Source organism: Candidatus Neptunochlamydia sp. REUL1, from assembly GCF_963457595.1.
In the GTDB taxonomy this organism is placed as follows: Bacteria; Chlamydiota; Chlamydiia; order Chlamydiales; family Simkaniaceae; genus Neptunichlamydia.
Map to the genome: position 1 here is coordinate 1131358 of NZ_OY735137.1, position 14398 is coordinate 1145755.

Sequence of the window (14398 nt, forward strand, 5' to 3'; positions counted from 1 at the left end):
TTACTAAGATGTTGTGGCACTCATGACGTGAGTGTTAATTTTGCTTTGCAGATAGCAACTTTTTTTTCAAAAATCTGGTTTCGAGGGACCTATAGTATTCTTGCCGATTCCTCCTTAGCAGGAGTTGATCAGCCTCGGCTTGTCGATGTAGGAAAGTGGACCGACAATGCAAAATTCCAGGTGATTCCAAATATTAATTTAGATCTTGGTCTTCACTATAAATATGAGTGGTCCAATAGTGTTTCACTGATGGTTATTGGGGGATACCGCACCTATCTTTATGCAGAACTTAAAGAAGTGAATCGGATTCTCACATATCGCATCAATAGCACCTCTGTAATCGCGGATATTGCAAGTCGAGACAAAGACACTTTTATTTTAGCAGGTCCTTATCTCCGTCTCACTGTAGGATTCTAGTCAACAGCAATAAAGATGTCGACTTCAGCACTTTCCGGGGTGTGGGATTTAGGGCCGTATACTTCGTAGTCTGCAGTAAACTTCCGGTTTAAGGGGGCCTTCCAAATTTTAAGCCATTCTGCATATACAGCGCCTTCATAGAGGTTTCCCTTTGCAGTAAATTGGGTAAACGTTCCACCTGGAATCAGACGTCCTACCATCCCCTCGGGAACTTCATCTAGGTGAGCAACCTTGCATCCTAAAACCACAGTATAAGGCTTTGTGTGATCCTTTTCATAATCGGTGTAGACGCTATAAATGGTCGTATCTTCTTTGTTTGGAATTTTATCAAGAACTTGATTTTCAAGAAAATTTTTCCACAACGCACCTATATCAGTTGCTGCCTGGTCATTTTCGTTTGTGGTTCTTGTTTCGATGCCAATAATGTTGAATTCTGGGTGCTTTATTTCCTTCTCCGGGGTTTGCAAAAGATTCTAGCAGTTGTGAGGTTATAGGTGAATGACAAAACCTTTCCACCCATCTAGTTCGAGTTTTTTGACAATCTTGCCGTAATGGTTGGGATCGGCTTCTTCAACAGGAAATCCAGAAACAATCAGGATAGAGCTGTGACAAGTAGGGAAAGAATCCCAAGCAATGGACTGCTCTGAAGAAATCATATTCATGAGGATGAGCGGGTTTTTAGGTGGTTGTAGAAGTTTTTGACTAAAGGAGCAGTTGAGATTGTTGAGCGCTGCGTTAAGCCTAGCATGTTTGACGGCTTGCTTCTCAATATCGATGCCCATGACGTTGGTAGCGCCTGAGAGCTTTGCAGCAATGGAGAGGACACCACTTCCGCATCCGATATCAATCACAGATCCTTCTATCGTCTGCGGCATGAGGGTAAGCATTATTTTAGTTGTGGGGTGAGAGAGATCTCCAAAGCCTGGGCCGGGGGCCATTTTAAAGCCCACGTCTGGTCCACCAAAGTCTTTTAAAGAGACATGTGCAAATCCATTCAAAAAATTTGGAGCATGAAGCTCCCACTGGGCATTCCAATCAATCATAATGGGGCGAAGTATACTGGAGAGATCAATAAAATAGACGCAAAAAAACCTTGGATTGGAATCAATCTCTTAGAGAGAGTGTAACGCTCCTATTTTATAACGTATAGGTGAAGCCATGGAAATTTCGTCTGTTCAAAATGATGAAATCTATCAAGCAGTTTTTGCTGAAGATGTTGAAAAGGCCTTAGATAGCATTGAAAATGACCCTGATTTTATGTAGATAGCTGGTTTTCTAATACGATGACCAAAGTGATTTTGGTCTATTCAAAATATATTAAAGGTGATGACGCACAATGGCAACAAACGATTATCCACGTTAATAAGGTGTGTTCTCGTGAGTTTACCCTTAACGCTATTAAAGGGGGGATCGAAGATCAAATCATTCAGAATAGATCGGCACCAGGGGGATTCACTCTTGAAGGGGGGGCACGATTGTCACGGAATACCCAGGGTTGCTTTTAAAATCAATCGAAACAAGCACGATCTACCACCCAGTAGATCAGGCTTAAGGAGTGCGCTTTTCTCTTGCGAGAAAAGCGTTTTTCACGCAAAATGGATTGACTCTGCACCGGTAGCTCAATTGGATAGAGTACCTGGCTACGGACCAGGAGGTTAGAGGTTCGAGTCCTCTCCGGTGCACCATTTAAGGATCTAGGCGCTAGTATGTCCCAAGTTCAATGTTTTCCCTCAGGCCCTTTTGAAACCAATGCTTATCTTTTATCCTGTTCTGAAACGAGCAAAGGCATTTTTATCGACCCTGCGCCAGGAAGTGCTGAATCTTTGATCCAAGCAGCAGGTGGAATTGTAGTGGAGGCGGTTTTATTAACGCATTCGCACTGGGATCACATTGGAGACCTTAAGAAAATCAAGAAAAGCTTTGGGATTCCTGTTTATGTTCACAAAAATGATCGCAATAACGTGATGTCTCCAGGATCCGATGGTGTTCCTTTGATGATGGAAATTGAAGGTGTTGAGCCTGAGTTTGACCTCAAAAAGGGGCAAGTCATTTCTGTGGGTCACCTCGATCTGAAGGTGATTGAAACTCCAGGTCATACTCCTGGGGGCGTTTGCTTTCATATTGAAAAAGAAAAAATATTATTTGCTGGAGATACCCTATTCAAGGGTTCTATTGGAAACATCTCCCTTGCAACAGCAAATCGTGCTGATATGTGGAGTTCCCTTGAAAAGTTAGAAAAGCTTCCCCCTGACACGGTGGTTTATTCTGGGCATGGCCCCTCCACCACTATTGGAGATGAAAATTGGCTTCCGCGCGCGCGCGAAATCTTCAGTTAGTGTATAATCGTCGAAAACCCAAGGAAATCCTATGAACAGTTTACTTATTGGAAAAAAAGCCCCGAACTTTAAAGCACAGGCCGTTGCAAAAGGGAAAATCAACGACAATTTCTCCCTTGATCTATTTAATGGAAAGTACGTTATTTTCTTTTTCTATCCTTTAGATTTCACTTTCGTATGCCCGACAGAATTGCATGCATTTCAAGAAAAGCTTGGGGAGTTTGAAGCACGCGGTGCTCAAGTGATTGGATGTTCAGTTGATAGCGCATTTTGCCACTTAGCATGGGTCAACACTCCTAAGGCAAAGGGTGGAATCGAAGGGGTCACATATCCTCTCGTTGCTGATCTAAATAAAAATATTGCTCGCGATTACCATGTGCTTAACGAAGAAGATGGTGTTGCATTTCGAGGACTTTTCTTGATCGATAAAGAAGGGGTGATCCGTCATCAACTTGTGAACGATCTGCCACTTGGACGCTCAGTTGATGAGGCGATTCGCCTTCTTGATGCGCTGATCTTCCATGAGGAAAATGGTGAAGTGTGTCCTGCCAACTGGAAAAAAGGGGACAAGTCGCTGAAGCCAACTCAAGATGGTCTCACCACTTATTTTAATTAATCACCTTCTCCAAGGGAGGTTCATGACCTCTTTGTCAGCATCAACAATGGTGGAGTCAATGCCAAGGATGAGAATCTGGTCGCTTGGCTCCTCCCCGATATTGAAAAACTGATGTTCAATATTTGCAGGGCAGATGATTGTGCATGGAGCTTCAAAATACATTTCTTCACCACCAATAACAGCTTTTCCTTTTCCACTTAAATAGATACAAATTTCCTCTGATGCATGGGTGTGAAGAGGGGTGTACCCTCCTGGCGCTAAAGAGCTGCGCCATACTTCGTATTGTTTTGCTCCCATACTTGATGTTGCAAGACCAGAGAGTGTTGCCCCAGCCTTTCGAAAAGATGGAAGATCTTCGTGAGAAATTACATTCGCAAATACAAACAGGGGGAATAATAATAGGCTCAATTTTTTCATACAAACCTCCAGTGGTTTGGAAAGGAGCATATCAAAAGCTTTAAATATTGGGCAGTTGAAGAGAGGTGAGATAGTCGTAGAGGTCTTGCTCGGTTGTAATGATGAGAGCCTCGTGTGTATCTGTGACGGGGTGTGTTGCATCGAGAATACGAGCATCACCGACTCCAGGAAGGCACAGAGCGGTGAGATGAGAAATCTGCTTCTTGTTTTGGAGATGCTTCATTCCTTTGAGATAATCTTTGGTGCTAAACCCTTCTTCTTTAACACGGATGAAGATGACTTCTTGTTCATAGAGAAGAAACTGAATAGCAAAGAAGATTCCTCGACTTTCCTTGGGGGGATGTCCTAACGTATCATTAAGATGAGAGAGAGTCTTCATCAAAAGAGGAGAACCGATTTCTCCCTTTTCTGCCTCTCCAAATAAAGCTACAGTTTGCCGCGCCATACTATCTCCATATCTAAGGGATGGGTTTTATTGCAAGTGTTGGCCTATTAAGAAAGTCCATTCCTACATCTTTTGCACCCTTTCCGGGGAAAATTGAAATTTTATAACTCTCCTATACTTAGGCATATGTCGATTTGTAAAATTTCAGTTTTTTCTCGAAAATAATCGCAAAGTCTGTAGAAAGCGACTGTCTCAACAGGCCCAGTATGTAGCGGATGCGCCAAGCTTTTCCTCGATAAAGAGAAGGCGGTTGTATTTTGCAATCCGATCTGAGCGAGAAAGCGAACCGGTTTTGATTTGTCCTGCACGCGTTGCAACGGCTAAATCAGCGATAAAAGTGTCTTCAGTTTCACCTGATCGGTGAGAAATGACGGTTAAATAGTTGTTTTTCTTTGCCAAGTGAATCGCATCGAGTGTTTCTGTGAGAGTTCCAATTTGATTTACTTTAATCAAGATGGAATTTGCAATATGGGAGTCGATTCCTTTTTGAAGAAACTCTGTATTTGTCACAAAAAGATCGTCACCGATAAGTTGGATCTTTTTTCCTAGACGCTCTGTTAAAATTTTCCAACCCTCCCAATCATTTTCATCCAGCCCATCTTCAATGGTATCAATGGGGAATTTATTGCAGAGTTTTTCTAAGTGATCGACTTGAGCTTTTGCATCTCGATTGATGTAAAGTTTTTTCTCTTTATTGTAAAATTCGGATGCTGCGCAGTCCATGGCTAGTGAGATATCTTTACCGGGCTTGAGCCCAACTTTTTCAATTGCCAAAAGAATGACTTCTAGTGCCTCCTCATCTGAGGAAAGATTGGGAGCAAAGCCTCCTTCATCGCCAACTGATGTTGTTAACCCTTTGTCTTTAAGAATTTTTTTAAGAGCATGAAACGTTTCTGCTCCATATCGAAGCGCTTCCGAAAATGAAGGGGCGCCAATGGGTAGGATCATAAACTCTTGAAAATCGAGAGAATTATCAGCGTGGACGCCACCGTTGATGATATTCATCATCGGCACAGGAAGTAGGGTTGAATCTTTGGATCCGATATACTCGAAAAGGGGGATTTTTTTAGTCATGGCAGCAGCACGCGCAACGCCAAGAGAAATGCCTAGGATAGCATTCGCTCCAAAGTTGCCTTTGTTTGAGGTGCCATCTTCTTTAATCATGGCACGGTCGAGTCCTTCCTGATCAAAGATATCCCATCCTTTAAGGAAGGTATTCAAGGGACCGTTGACATTGGCAACAGCCTTTAAGACTCCTTTGCCGCCGTATCTTTTAGGATCATTGTCACGAAGTTCAACGGCTTCATGTTCTCCGGTTGAAGCTCCCGAAGGGACTGCCGCCCTCCCAGTCACTCCATCTTCAGTCGTTACTTCGACTTTAACTGTGGGATTCCCTCTTGAATCGAGAATTTCCCGGGCATGTATTCTGCTAATTTTTGTCATAGGCTTATTTTACAAAACCGAGAATTTATTCCCACTCTTTTGGAGGAGTATCTTCAAGTAATGTGGTGTACGACGCATAGCGCAAAGGGGAAAGTTTTTCCTCTTCAAGGGCTTTTTTAATGCTGCAGTTGGGCTCATGAATATGGGTGCAGTTGGGGAACTTGCAGTTTTTTGCAAAGGGAACAAAGTCTGAAAAAATTTCAAGAATGGCCACGGGATCATTTTCCCAAAGACCGAAACTTTTAATTCCAGGAGTGTCGATGCAAAAGGCTTTGTTTGCAAGGGGAATCAGCTCAGCTGTTGTGGTTGTATGAGATCCCTTGTTTGTTTTTAGGGCGATGGGACCGATCGGAAGGGCGCTTCCTAAAACAGCATTAATCAAAGAGGATTTTCCCACTCCCGACTGCCCGGAAAATACGGAAGTTTTGTTTTCCATAAGATCTTTGAGTTCCTTAAGTCCTTCCCCAGTAGAAACACTAAGTGTCACAACAGGGATTCCCAAGGGGCGATACGCTTCTAAAAACTCTTCGAGTAGAATTTTTTCGGCATCGATCTCTTCTTCTAAAATATTTTCAGGAGGATCTATTAACAGATCGGTTTTGTTAATAATCACAATTGGTTGCATGTTTCCTTTCTTTGCTGAAAGGATATACCGATCTACAAGAAGAGGTTTGAACTTTGGAGATACAAGAGACATGACAATAAAAACCTGATCGATGTTTGCTGCAATCAATTGTGTTTTTCTACGCGATAGGTTTTCTGCGCGCACAAGTGTTGAAGTCCGTTTTTCAATATGATGAATGGCTCCTGAGTTAGCGCCCTTTTTTTCAAAATGGACCCAGTCACCAACGGCAAAGAGGTTTTTTTGTTTTGTCTTTGTTTTCTTAAGGGCTCCTTTGAGTGAGCAAAAATAGGTTTGATGCTCAGCGGAAACTGCGATTGTATCAGGAGAAATCGTAAGGACTCTTCCTCGCAGATCATTTGCACCAAGAGGAGGTTCTTCTTTTCTCAGTTGTTGATTTTTTTGGTCGCGGTCACTTTTTTTATATTTTGATCGATCCTTCGCTTGAGTCTCGCGCCTTTCTTTTCTACCTTCCCGTTTTCCACCACCGTAGAAATCTTCTTCGTAATCTAGGTAATCATCAAATTTAGGCACTGCGCTTCTCGAATTTTGTTCATTAGGATGCCACCAGCAACTGCAACATTCAAGGATTCAGTTTGAGAATCTATTGAAATTGCGACAGTTTTGCCACTGTTTTTGAGTCTTTCGCAGGGGCCATGGGCTTCACTGCCAAGAATAAGAACGAGTGGAGTTGGCATGGCAATATTTTCTCCACCTGCGTCGGCCACATAAGGGGTAAGACGATTGCTTTCGATCAACTGCAAAAGGTCACCTTCATTGCCATGTCGAATGGGAAGATGAAATGTCGCTCCTTTTGCTGCTCGCAGAGCTTTTGGAGAAAATGGGTCGGTGCAGCCAATAAGGAAAACTCCGTCGAACCCGAACGCTAAGGCCGTGCGCATGAGGGTTCCAAGGTTTCCAGGGTCGCTAATTCTATCCAGGGCAAGGATACACGTTTTTCCATCGAGGCTTGGTGGGGAGGGAAGGGGGACCTCAGCAAGGAACGGCTCAGGAGAAGATGTCCCAGCAATTTTTTCAATAATTTCAGAAGGAACAACAAAGCGTATCTTTGGAGAAAGATGATCGGGAATGCTTGCTCCTCTAGTGGTGAGGAGTAGATCCATTTCCCCCTGGTACTCACAGACCATTTTCTTTCCTTCAAGAAGAAGAGACCTTTTTTCTTCTCGGTACCTCTTCTCTTTCCGGAGTTTAACGAGATGCTTGACAATAGGGTGTTGTAAACTCTTAATTTCTTTTGTTACCATAAAACTAACCGCTTTTAGGGGAAGTATAGCATGAATCGGGAGAAAAAGGAAAAGCTTCGTGGGATGGGGGGGTCTCTTGCTGCCCGTATCTTCCTGATTGCCACACTCTTCCTGATTATTCCACTTCTCACATTAGTTGGTCTGCTTTACATCGATGATCTCCGCGTTAAAAAAGATAATAACAACTTCACACTCAAGGTGATTATGGATCAAAAAGTGGGTCTTATCGAAGGTATTATCTCGCGCGAAATGGAGGTGCTATCAGAAGTTTCATATCTTCTCCGGAAGATTCCCAATCCCGAGGGGGAACTCGATGAACTTGCGCGAAGAGACGGGGTTGTTGCGTTATTTCATGTTAAAAAAATGGAAAACGGGCAATACACTTCGGACATGGCGTCTAAAGAAGCGATTAAGGGAAAGGACTTTACAGGCTTGATTGATGAAGCCAAAAAAGGGATTGTTTTTGTTGTTGAACCCTCTGTTCCAATCTTTTATCTCACCCGTTACGTTCCTGAGCGCGATGAAGCATGGATCACAGTGTTTCATTTGGCGCACCTATCGAAGAACTTTCCTATTGAAAAGAATAGTATTTCGTCTGCTTCAACTTCCTTAATCGATAGAGAGGGAATGGTCATTGCGTCGACGGATGAGAATCTTAAAGGGCATCAGTTTGTGTGCCCTGTTGAGGGGAAATACTCTCTCAATGATGAAACCTTTATTTCAAAAGAAAAACATGTTCCCAAAACGAACTTTTTCCTCCTTATTTCGGCACCTGAGCAAGTGAATTTTGTGGATATTCCCTATTTTTTTATGAAGATCCTCATTATTCTTGGCCTCATTATTCTTGTTGGGGGAGGAGGGGCGATTCTTTTGACCAAAAAGCTTGGGAAACCTCTTCGTAAACTCATTCAAATCATGGACCACGTAGCACGTGGAGATTTAAAAAAACGGTATACTTCCGTCTCAATGGGGTTTGAGATCAATGGTCTTGGAGAGATATTTAATGAAACCGTGAGCTCACTTGATGAACATATAGAGGTTGCTCACAAAGAGAGGCTTGAAAAAGAAACCTATGAACAAGAGCTTCTCATTGGTGAGGAAGTCCAAGCCGCTATTTTGCCAAAAGAGCTTCCAAAGTTTCCAGGCGTAGACATGGCTGCGCGCTTTATTGCCGCCAAAGAAGTGGGAGGGGATTTTTATGACTTTCTTACTAACGGGCAACTCATGTTATCAATCGCTGATACTTCAGGAAAAGGAATCTCAGCTTGTCTCTATTCTCTGAGCGTGCGTAGTATGCTCCGTAGCTATGGAGAAATTCATGAAGATCTTGATGTGATCGTTCGCGAAACAAATAACCTCTTTTGTCTAGATACGGGAGACACGGGCGTTTTTGTTACAGCCTTTATCGCTTTTTTTGATCCCAAAACGAAACTGCTTCACTACTCCAATTGCGGCCATTTCCCTGCCCTTCTTCAAAGAGCTGATGGTAGCATTGAAATGCTCTCCACAAAGGGGATGGCCCTTGGCGTGGTTCCCTTCGAAGCCGTTTCAACAGACAAAGTTCAAGTAAAGTCAGGTGATACACTGATGCTTTATACCGACGGTGTTGTTGAAGCGCACAACGATGGCATGGAAATGTTTGGGGAAGAGCGCCTTCTAACCTCCTTCCGAGACAAAAAAGACCTCCCTCCAAAACAAATCGTTGATGACATGATCGAAGAAGTCGCCCTCTTTGCAGAAGGTTCTCCCCAGCATGACGATCTTACAATCGTTATTCTCAAAATCCTTTAAAGAGAGAGTTTCTTGAGAATTTCCTCAGGAGAATCGAGGTTTTCGTTAATCGCAATGCGCTCGGCTTGTTTAAGGAGTTTTCCCATTTTTGGACCTGGAGGGATGCCGACTTTTTGGAGATCGGCTGAGGAAAGAAAGGGAGTTTTGTTTTGGATTTTGTGGATAGCTTTGCCAAGCATTTTAGCGTGCATGTGATGCTCTTGAAGGAAAGTTTGACGTTCATCCAAGGGGAAGTGGATCGCGGCAATTTTTAGGCAGATAGGATAGAGAGGATTCGCGTAGAAATGAGCCCATTCGTAGAGCTCCCTATCTTGTTTAGAGAGGAATATTTCGATGGCATGGTGGTAAGTTTCAACAAAACGGATCTCTTGGTTCGAAAGTTTTAAGTAGGAGCACAGGGCTTTTTTATCTTTTAGGGATGCATTCGGGAAAAGTTCTAAAATGCGGGAAATAACAGGTGCTTCTTCTGGAAAGTGGGGGAGTTTTGCGACCCGTTTTTCAATCTCTTCAGTGGGGACTTCTTTGAGGGCAGGGAAGATCACAGAGAGTAGATTGAGTCTTTGAAGGGTGATTAGCGCCCTATCAAAATTAGGGAAAAGAGCCATCTTTGAAAACTCATTCCATACGCGCTCGATGGCGACTGCTGGGAAAAGATCATCGGAATGATCGAGAATCGCTTTAAAGGTTTCATTCTCGATAAGGAAGTGAAAACGGCTTGCGTAGCGCACAGCGCGGATCATCCGGAGGCGGTCTTCTAAAAATCGCTCGTGAGGATTTCCAATAGCGCGGATGATTCCTTTCTTAAGGTCTTCTTGCCCTCCAATATAGTCGTAGAGGATTTCTTTAATGGGGTCGTAGAACATTCCATTAATGGTGAAGTCGCGGCGCTCAGCATCTTCTTCAGGGTCGGCTTTTTCGACGCTAATGGGGCGTCTTCCATCCTTATATCCTTGATCTTTCCGAAACGTGGCAACTTCAAATTGATGCCCTTCTTCAACGACAATCACGATTCCAAAGTTCACGCCGACAGGAATGGTTTTGGGGAAGATCTTTTGCACGTCTTCAACAGAGGCATCGGTGGCAATGTCAATATCATCAGAAGGGTGATCCATCAGAAAATCACGGACCCACCCTCCAGCAAAATAGGCGGTAAACCCCTCTTCATAGAGCTTTTTGATGATGGAGATCCCAACGTCTAAATGGGTCACTTTTTTCCTTTTCAGAATTCTTGCACTCAAGTTACAAGGGTAATATATCGTGCTTTTTTTTAGGAGAAGTCAATGAAATGGATCTTATTTTTTGTGATTCCTCTCCTTGTGGTGGGTGGAAGTGTAATCTCACAGGTCAAATTTTGTAATAATATAGGTCGGTAATTATTCTAATCTTTTGATTTGGACAACCCAAGTAGTGCTCCAAACAAGTCCCTTCTCATGGAAGGTGAAATCACCAAGCCAACAAACTGTCTAGATTTTTTGCTCTCTCACGAAAACCAGACAGGGTTGATCCAAGCGGCCTTGGACAAAATTATCAACGAAAAAGCCTCTCTAATCAATGAAGACTTTGAGAATTGTCCCAAATGTTCATCAAGATTCACAAAGAAAAGAAATCATATCTCTGTGTTTAGCAACATCTTTACAGATCATGAAGTTTCGATGCGCAGATTGAGGTGCAGTAATGCATTCGGTGTTAGGAGCTAAGCATACATTTAGGGAGGGCGAAGAATTATTTGACATGTTTCCAGCAAACCTTAGAAGAATAAATAATCACAATCGGATCAAGCTTGTAACGGAAGAAGTTCGAAAAACACTTCAAACCGTCAGCAGAGCAGAAAAAAAGATGCTGACACTCGAAGTTTTGAGGTATTGACTTCTGTGATTTATAGCCCAGAGTCACTACAAGCTAACAGCAAAGACACCAGGAACTACCTGTCTAGCAAAAGCTGCGCTGCATCTGCATACAATGATAACCAATCGGAAATGGTCGAAGATACGATTATTGCAGCAATCAAACAAGGTTTGACCCCTAAGACTCACATTACAGCTCTATGCGATGGAGCTCAAAATTGCTGGAGTATTGCTGAGGCATTGAGGCCGATATGCGAAAGCATGGCATCAATTTTGGACTGGTTTCATCTGTCTATGAAAATGGAAAACATCTCATTGCAAGAAGAGCTAAAAAGTAAGGTTTTGAGGGTCAAGTGGCACCTATGTCGAGGTAACACAGATGCTGCAATCATTAGACTTGATCAGTTAATATCAAAAGCAAAAAATGATAATACAGTTAACAAACTGGATAAATTCTTTAAATATATTAAGAATAATAAGGGTGGGATAATTAACTCTCGAGAGAGAAGAAAGGATTAGTTTTTACAAGCAATTTTGCAGAATCTACCGTTGAAAGCTTAATTAATCAGCGCTGCAAGGGAAAACAGCATATGCGATGATCTAGAGAGGGTTTGAATCCGATCTTGCAGCTAAGGGCTGCAATAAATAGCAAGGACTGGGACAACAAGTGGAGAACAGTGATACTGAATTACGCTAAATAAGACCTACTGCATTACACTTCCTGGCGTCACGGTAATTGCGAAGGACACGATAGCGCAAACAATTAAATCTGAATCAACAACGTTATTAAGTAAAAATTTAAGTTGACATATGCAAGGGTGTTCCCGATAATGAGGCAATGATGTTAGTAAGAAAGTTGTCAATCTTCTTGTTTAGGAGAGTCGACCTAATGGTTTTTTTATTTCTAAACCCACCTTACGCAAATGGGTAGCCGGAAGAAGTAAGGGTTTTGATTTCCAGTGAACTGAAAAAATCACAGCCCTATTCTTGCAATAGGATAAGGTTTTTTAACCGCTGGCTAGGCGAAGTATCCCTTTCTGACTGCTTTTATTAAGATGAGTTTTTAATCAAAGGGAATAATACATGCTTTCATGGAAATTTTTCTTTCTCGTTATCTTTGTGTCTTTATCAACATGGGCTTTTTCAATTCCGGTGCAATGGGAGCAGAACTTTGCCCCTACAGTCATTGAAAACAGATCAGGGCTTAATAGCAGCAACATCTATTTCATGGCTCATGGATTAGATGATCAAGGGGTTCCTTGTTTTTTGGTGCCAGATGCGACAACGGGAAAATGTGCTTACGTTTATCCCGATGCTGCGGGAAACAACAATTCAGTTGTATCGAGCAAAACTTTGGCTCAACTTCCGCCGGCAGCTGGATCAGCAGCTACAGATGAAGCTTTTTTGATTTATTTTCCTATCAATAGCGCTGCAAGAGGTTACTTTTCTATCAATAAACCACTTTTTATCGAGACTTCTTCAGACCCATCGAGTGGGTTCATCATGATTGGAGATCCCTCTCAGACAGCATTAAACGACCCAAACTTTTATACCCTCTATCAAGATTTTGAATTGACATTTACCGAAAACCAAGTGGACTCTGGAACAAATTTGTTTTTAAACCTTTCCTATGTTGACCACTTTACACTCCCCATGCAGTTGGGAGCCTACAAACTAGGCGATAGCAATCCTCTTATTTATGGTTGTTCCCCATCTAGTATCATCACGGTTCCAGCGGGAATGGGTACCAAAAAAAATCGTGGCACTCTAATCAAAAATATCCTTGATACAATGAATCTCCATGATTCATCTGGTATATGGAGCCGATTGGGTATCTTCTATTACGATGATCCTTATACCGACTCAACCGCTCCGACCGTTTACCTTCGAGTTCTTGCAGCCAAAAACAGCATTGGTTTTGGCACGGGATCTAGCAAGTTCGTTGGTGCTGCTTATCCCCAAACTTATTTTCCTTCAGATTATATTTCTAATACTGCATATGGGCAGGGGTCGACAAACAGCTTCATAAATGCTGTTTATCAACATTATCTAGGCTCAACAACATTGGAAGCTACGATTACTCCTGGGACTGATCTTACATATACGATCTCATCTTTTTCTACTCCAAATGTTTTACTATTCAACACTACAACGGTTCCCAATCAAAACTTGAAGTTGAATTTAATGGAATTGACAACAGAACAATTGTTTAGTGGTGGAAAATTTCCTTTTGAGCCTCAATCTTCTTCAGACCAAGTCGTCCCTGATAATACAGCAGAGCTTCAAAAATTGATGAGCGGTCTTTTTACAATAGGAAAGTTCCCGATTGCCAATAGCGACATCGCCTCTCCTCCATTTCATAACAATCAAATAGGGTATCAGCAGCAAAACTTTGACTATTTCAGCAATCCAAAGACACTAGAAGGAGGCCCTTGGTGGAATGTCTATGATCTAGCTGTTCATCTCGAAGAGATTACAAACAATATATTTTCAGTCCCAAATTCCTCTTCCTATCAATTAGGGAATGGGTATGCATACGATTTCGATGATCTCTTAAATATGAGCGGTTTAATCGGTGGATTGGCCATTCAGGATATTTACGGTAACAATCCTGAAAACTTGATCTGTGTCCCTTGTCCGGCCTCTACCACTTCGGCAGTCCCTTGTGGGTCGAATGCACATGCAACACCTCAAGGAGCTGCCACTGCATATGCTCTTATGACACTAGAAGATATGGGTGGTATGACCATCCCTGATGTGACTCAAGATACTTATTCCTATAAGGTGTCGATTGGGCCCTCGAGTGGCGTTGTGGCGGTCCAGTTCGACTGGTATGATAACGAGGGCAACCAGCATTCAACCACTGCTCCAACAAATGGGAATCAGGACTTAACTCCGCGGCCTGATATCAATCCAACAAATAACCGTAAACTAACCGCAACCTTTAGCTATGAAGGGGTGGATTATGTGTATGATATTAACCTACACCATCAATTAATTACACCGATTGCATCAAATAATATTAAGAATGCCTTTACCGGTGTGACGCGCAAATATCAAGCTGGAGTGCAATTTACAATTACGAATCTAAATCAGGCAGGAAAAGTTCCCACAGGACAAGACCCTGAATTCTTATTGACCTTTGATACGAGTACTCCACCATGGAATCAATAGAAAACCAAAAGAGATGCAACTTAGGAAT

14 protein-coding genes and 1 tRNA gene are annotated in these 14398 nt (G+C 42.5%); 7 read left to right on the forward strand and 8 right to left on the reverse strand.

Annotation, left to right across the window (positions count from 1 at the left end; genetic code table 11):
* The first annotated feature begins 27 nt into the window (after positions 1-27).
* Complete coding sequence (locus R2I63_RS06235; RefSeq protein WP_316355889.1) at positions 28-417, forward strand: Lpg1974 family pore-forming outer membrane protein; 390 nt, start codon at positions 28-30, stop codon at positions 415-417.
* Here R2I63_RS06235 and R2I63_RS06240 read toward each other — a convergent pair.
* Entirely contained in the window at positions 414-884 is a 471-nt protein-coding gene (locus tag R2I63_RS06240) for a GyrI-like domain-containing protein (protein WP_316355891.1), read from the reverse strand. The genes R2I63_RS06235 and R2I63_RS06240 overlap by 4 nt on opposite strands.
* Positions 885-905: 21 nt before the next feature.
* Complete coding sequence (locus R2I63_RS06245) at positions 906-1460, reverse strand: 50S ribosomal protein L11 methyltransferase (protein ID WP_316355892.1); 555 nt, start codon at positions 1458-1460, stop codon at positions 906-908.
* 565 nt (positions 1461-2025) lie between these two features.
* Here R2I63_RS06245 and R2I63_RS06250 point away from each other — a divergent pair.
* The 3 genes from R2I63_RS06250 to R2I63_RS06260 all read left to right on the forward strand — a co-directional run bounded on the left by R2I63_RS06250 (position 2026) and on the right by R2I63_RS06260 (position 3369).
* Positions 2026-2102 (forward strand) — tRNA-Arg (locus R2I63_RS06250).
* A gap of 21 nt (positions 2103-2123) precedes the next feature.
* The gene (locus tag R2I63_RS06255) at positions 2124-2753 is read left to right on the forward strand and encodes an MBL fold metallo-hydrolase (protein WP_316355894.1); all 630 of its coding nucleotides are present in this window, start codon (positions 2124-2126) and stop codon (positions 2751-2753) included.
* Between the two features lie 31 nt (positions 2754-2784).
* Positions 2785-3369 (forward strand): peroxiredoxin, encoded by a 585-nt coding sequence (locus tag R2I63_RS06260; RefSeq protein ID WP_316355897.1) that lies wholly within the window; start codon positions 2785-2787, stop codon positions 3367-3369.
* Here R2I63_RS06260 and R2I63_RS06265 read toward each other — a convergent pair whose 3' ends face one another.
* The 5 genes from R2I63_RS06265 to R2I63_RS06285 all read right to left on the reverse strand — a co-directional run bounded on the left by R2I63_RS06265 (position 3370) and on the right by R2I63_RS06285 (position 7561).
* A complete protein-coding gene (locus R2I63_RS06265) occupies positions 3370-3786 on the reverse strand; it encodes a cupin domain-containing protein (protein WP_316355898.1) in 417 nt (138 codons plus the stop codon). It abuts the gene before it with no gap.
* 40 nt (positions 3787-3826) lie between these two features.
* Positions 3827-4231 carry a hypothetical protein gene (locus tag R2I63_RS06270; RefSeq protein WP_316355899.1) on the reverse strand — a complete coding sequence of 135 codons (405 nt, stop codon included), beginning with the start codon at positions 4229-4231 and terminating at the stop codon, positions 3827-3829.
* A 192-nt stretch (positions 4232-4423) separates the two neighbouring features.
* A complete protein-coding gene (gene eno / locus R2I63_RS06275; protein ID WP_316355901.1) occupies positions 4424-5674 on the reverse strand; it encodes a phosphopyruvate hydratase in 1251 nt (416 codons plus the stop codon).
* A 25-nt stretch (positions 5675-5699) separates the two neighbouring features.
* Positions 5700-6830, reverse strand: a complete 1131-nt coding sequence (rsgA, locus tag R2I63_RS06280) for a ribosome small subunit-dependent GTPase A (protein WP_316355902.1) — start codon at positions 6828-6830, stop codon at positions 5700-5702.
* Positions 6806-7561 (reverse strand): TrmH family RNA methyltransferase, encoded by a 756-nt coding sequence (locus R2I63_RS06285; RefSeq protein WP_316355904.1) that lies wholly within the window; start codon positions 7559-7561, stop codon positions 6806-6808. Before R2I63_RS06285 ends, rsgA begins: the two co-directional genes overlap by 25 nt.
* 30 nt (positions 7562-7591) lie before the next feature.
* Here R2I63_RS06285 and R2I63_RS06290 point away from each other — a divergent pair, with 30 nt between their 5' ends.
* Positions 7592-9352, forward strand: a complete 1761-nt coding sequence (locus R2I63_RS06290; protein WP_316355906.1) for a PP2C family protein-serine/threonine phosphatase — start codon at positions 7592-7594, stop codon at positions 9350-9352.
* Here the strand turns inward: R2I63_RS06290 and R2I63_RS06295 are convergent.
* Positions 9349-10590 (reverse strand): CCA tRNA nucleotidyltransferase, encoded by a 1242-nt coding sequence (locus R2I63_RS06295; protein WP_316355908.1) that lies wholly within the window; start codon positions 10588-10590, stop codon positions 9349-9351. The two genes, R2I63_RS06290 and R2I63_RS06295, sit on opposite strands and share 4 nt — an antisense overlap.
* Positions 10591-11214: 624 nt before the next feature.
* Here R2I63_RS06295 and R2I63_RS06300 point away from each other — a divergent pair.
* Together R2I63_RS06300 and R2I63_RS06305 are read left to right on the forward strand one after the other, a co-directional pair.
* Entirely contained in the window at positions 11215-11715 is a 501-nt protein-coding gene (locus tag R2I63_RS06300) for a hypothetical protein (protein WP_316355909.1), read from the forward strand.
* A gap of 564 nt (positions 11716-12279) precedes the next feature.
* Positions 12280-14370 (forward strand): beta-1,3-glucanase family protein, encoded by a 2091-nt coding sequence (locus tag R2I63_RS06305; protein WP_316355910.1) that lies wholly within the window; start codon positions 12280-12282, stop codon positions 14368-14370.
* Positions 14371-14398 lie beyond the last annotated feature (28 nt).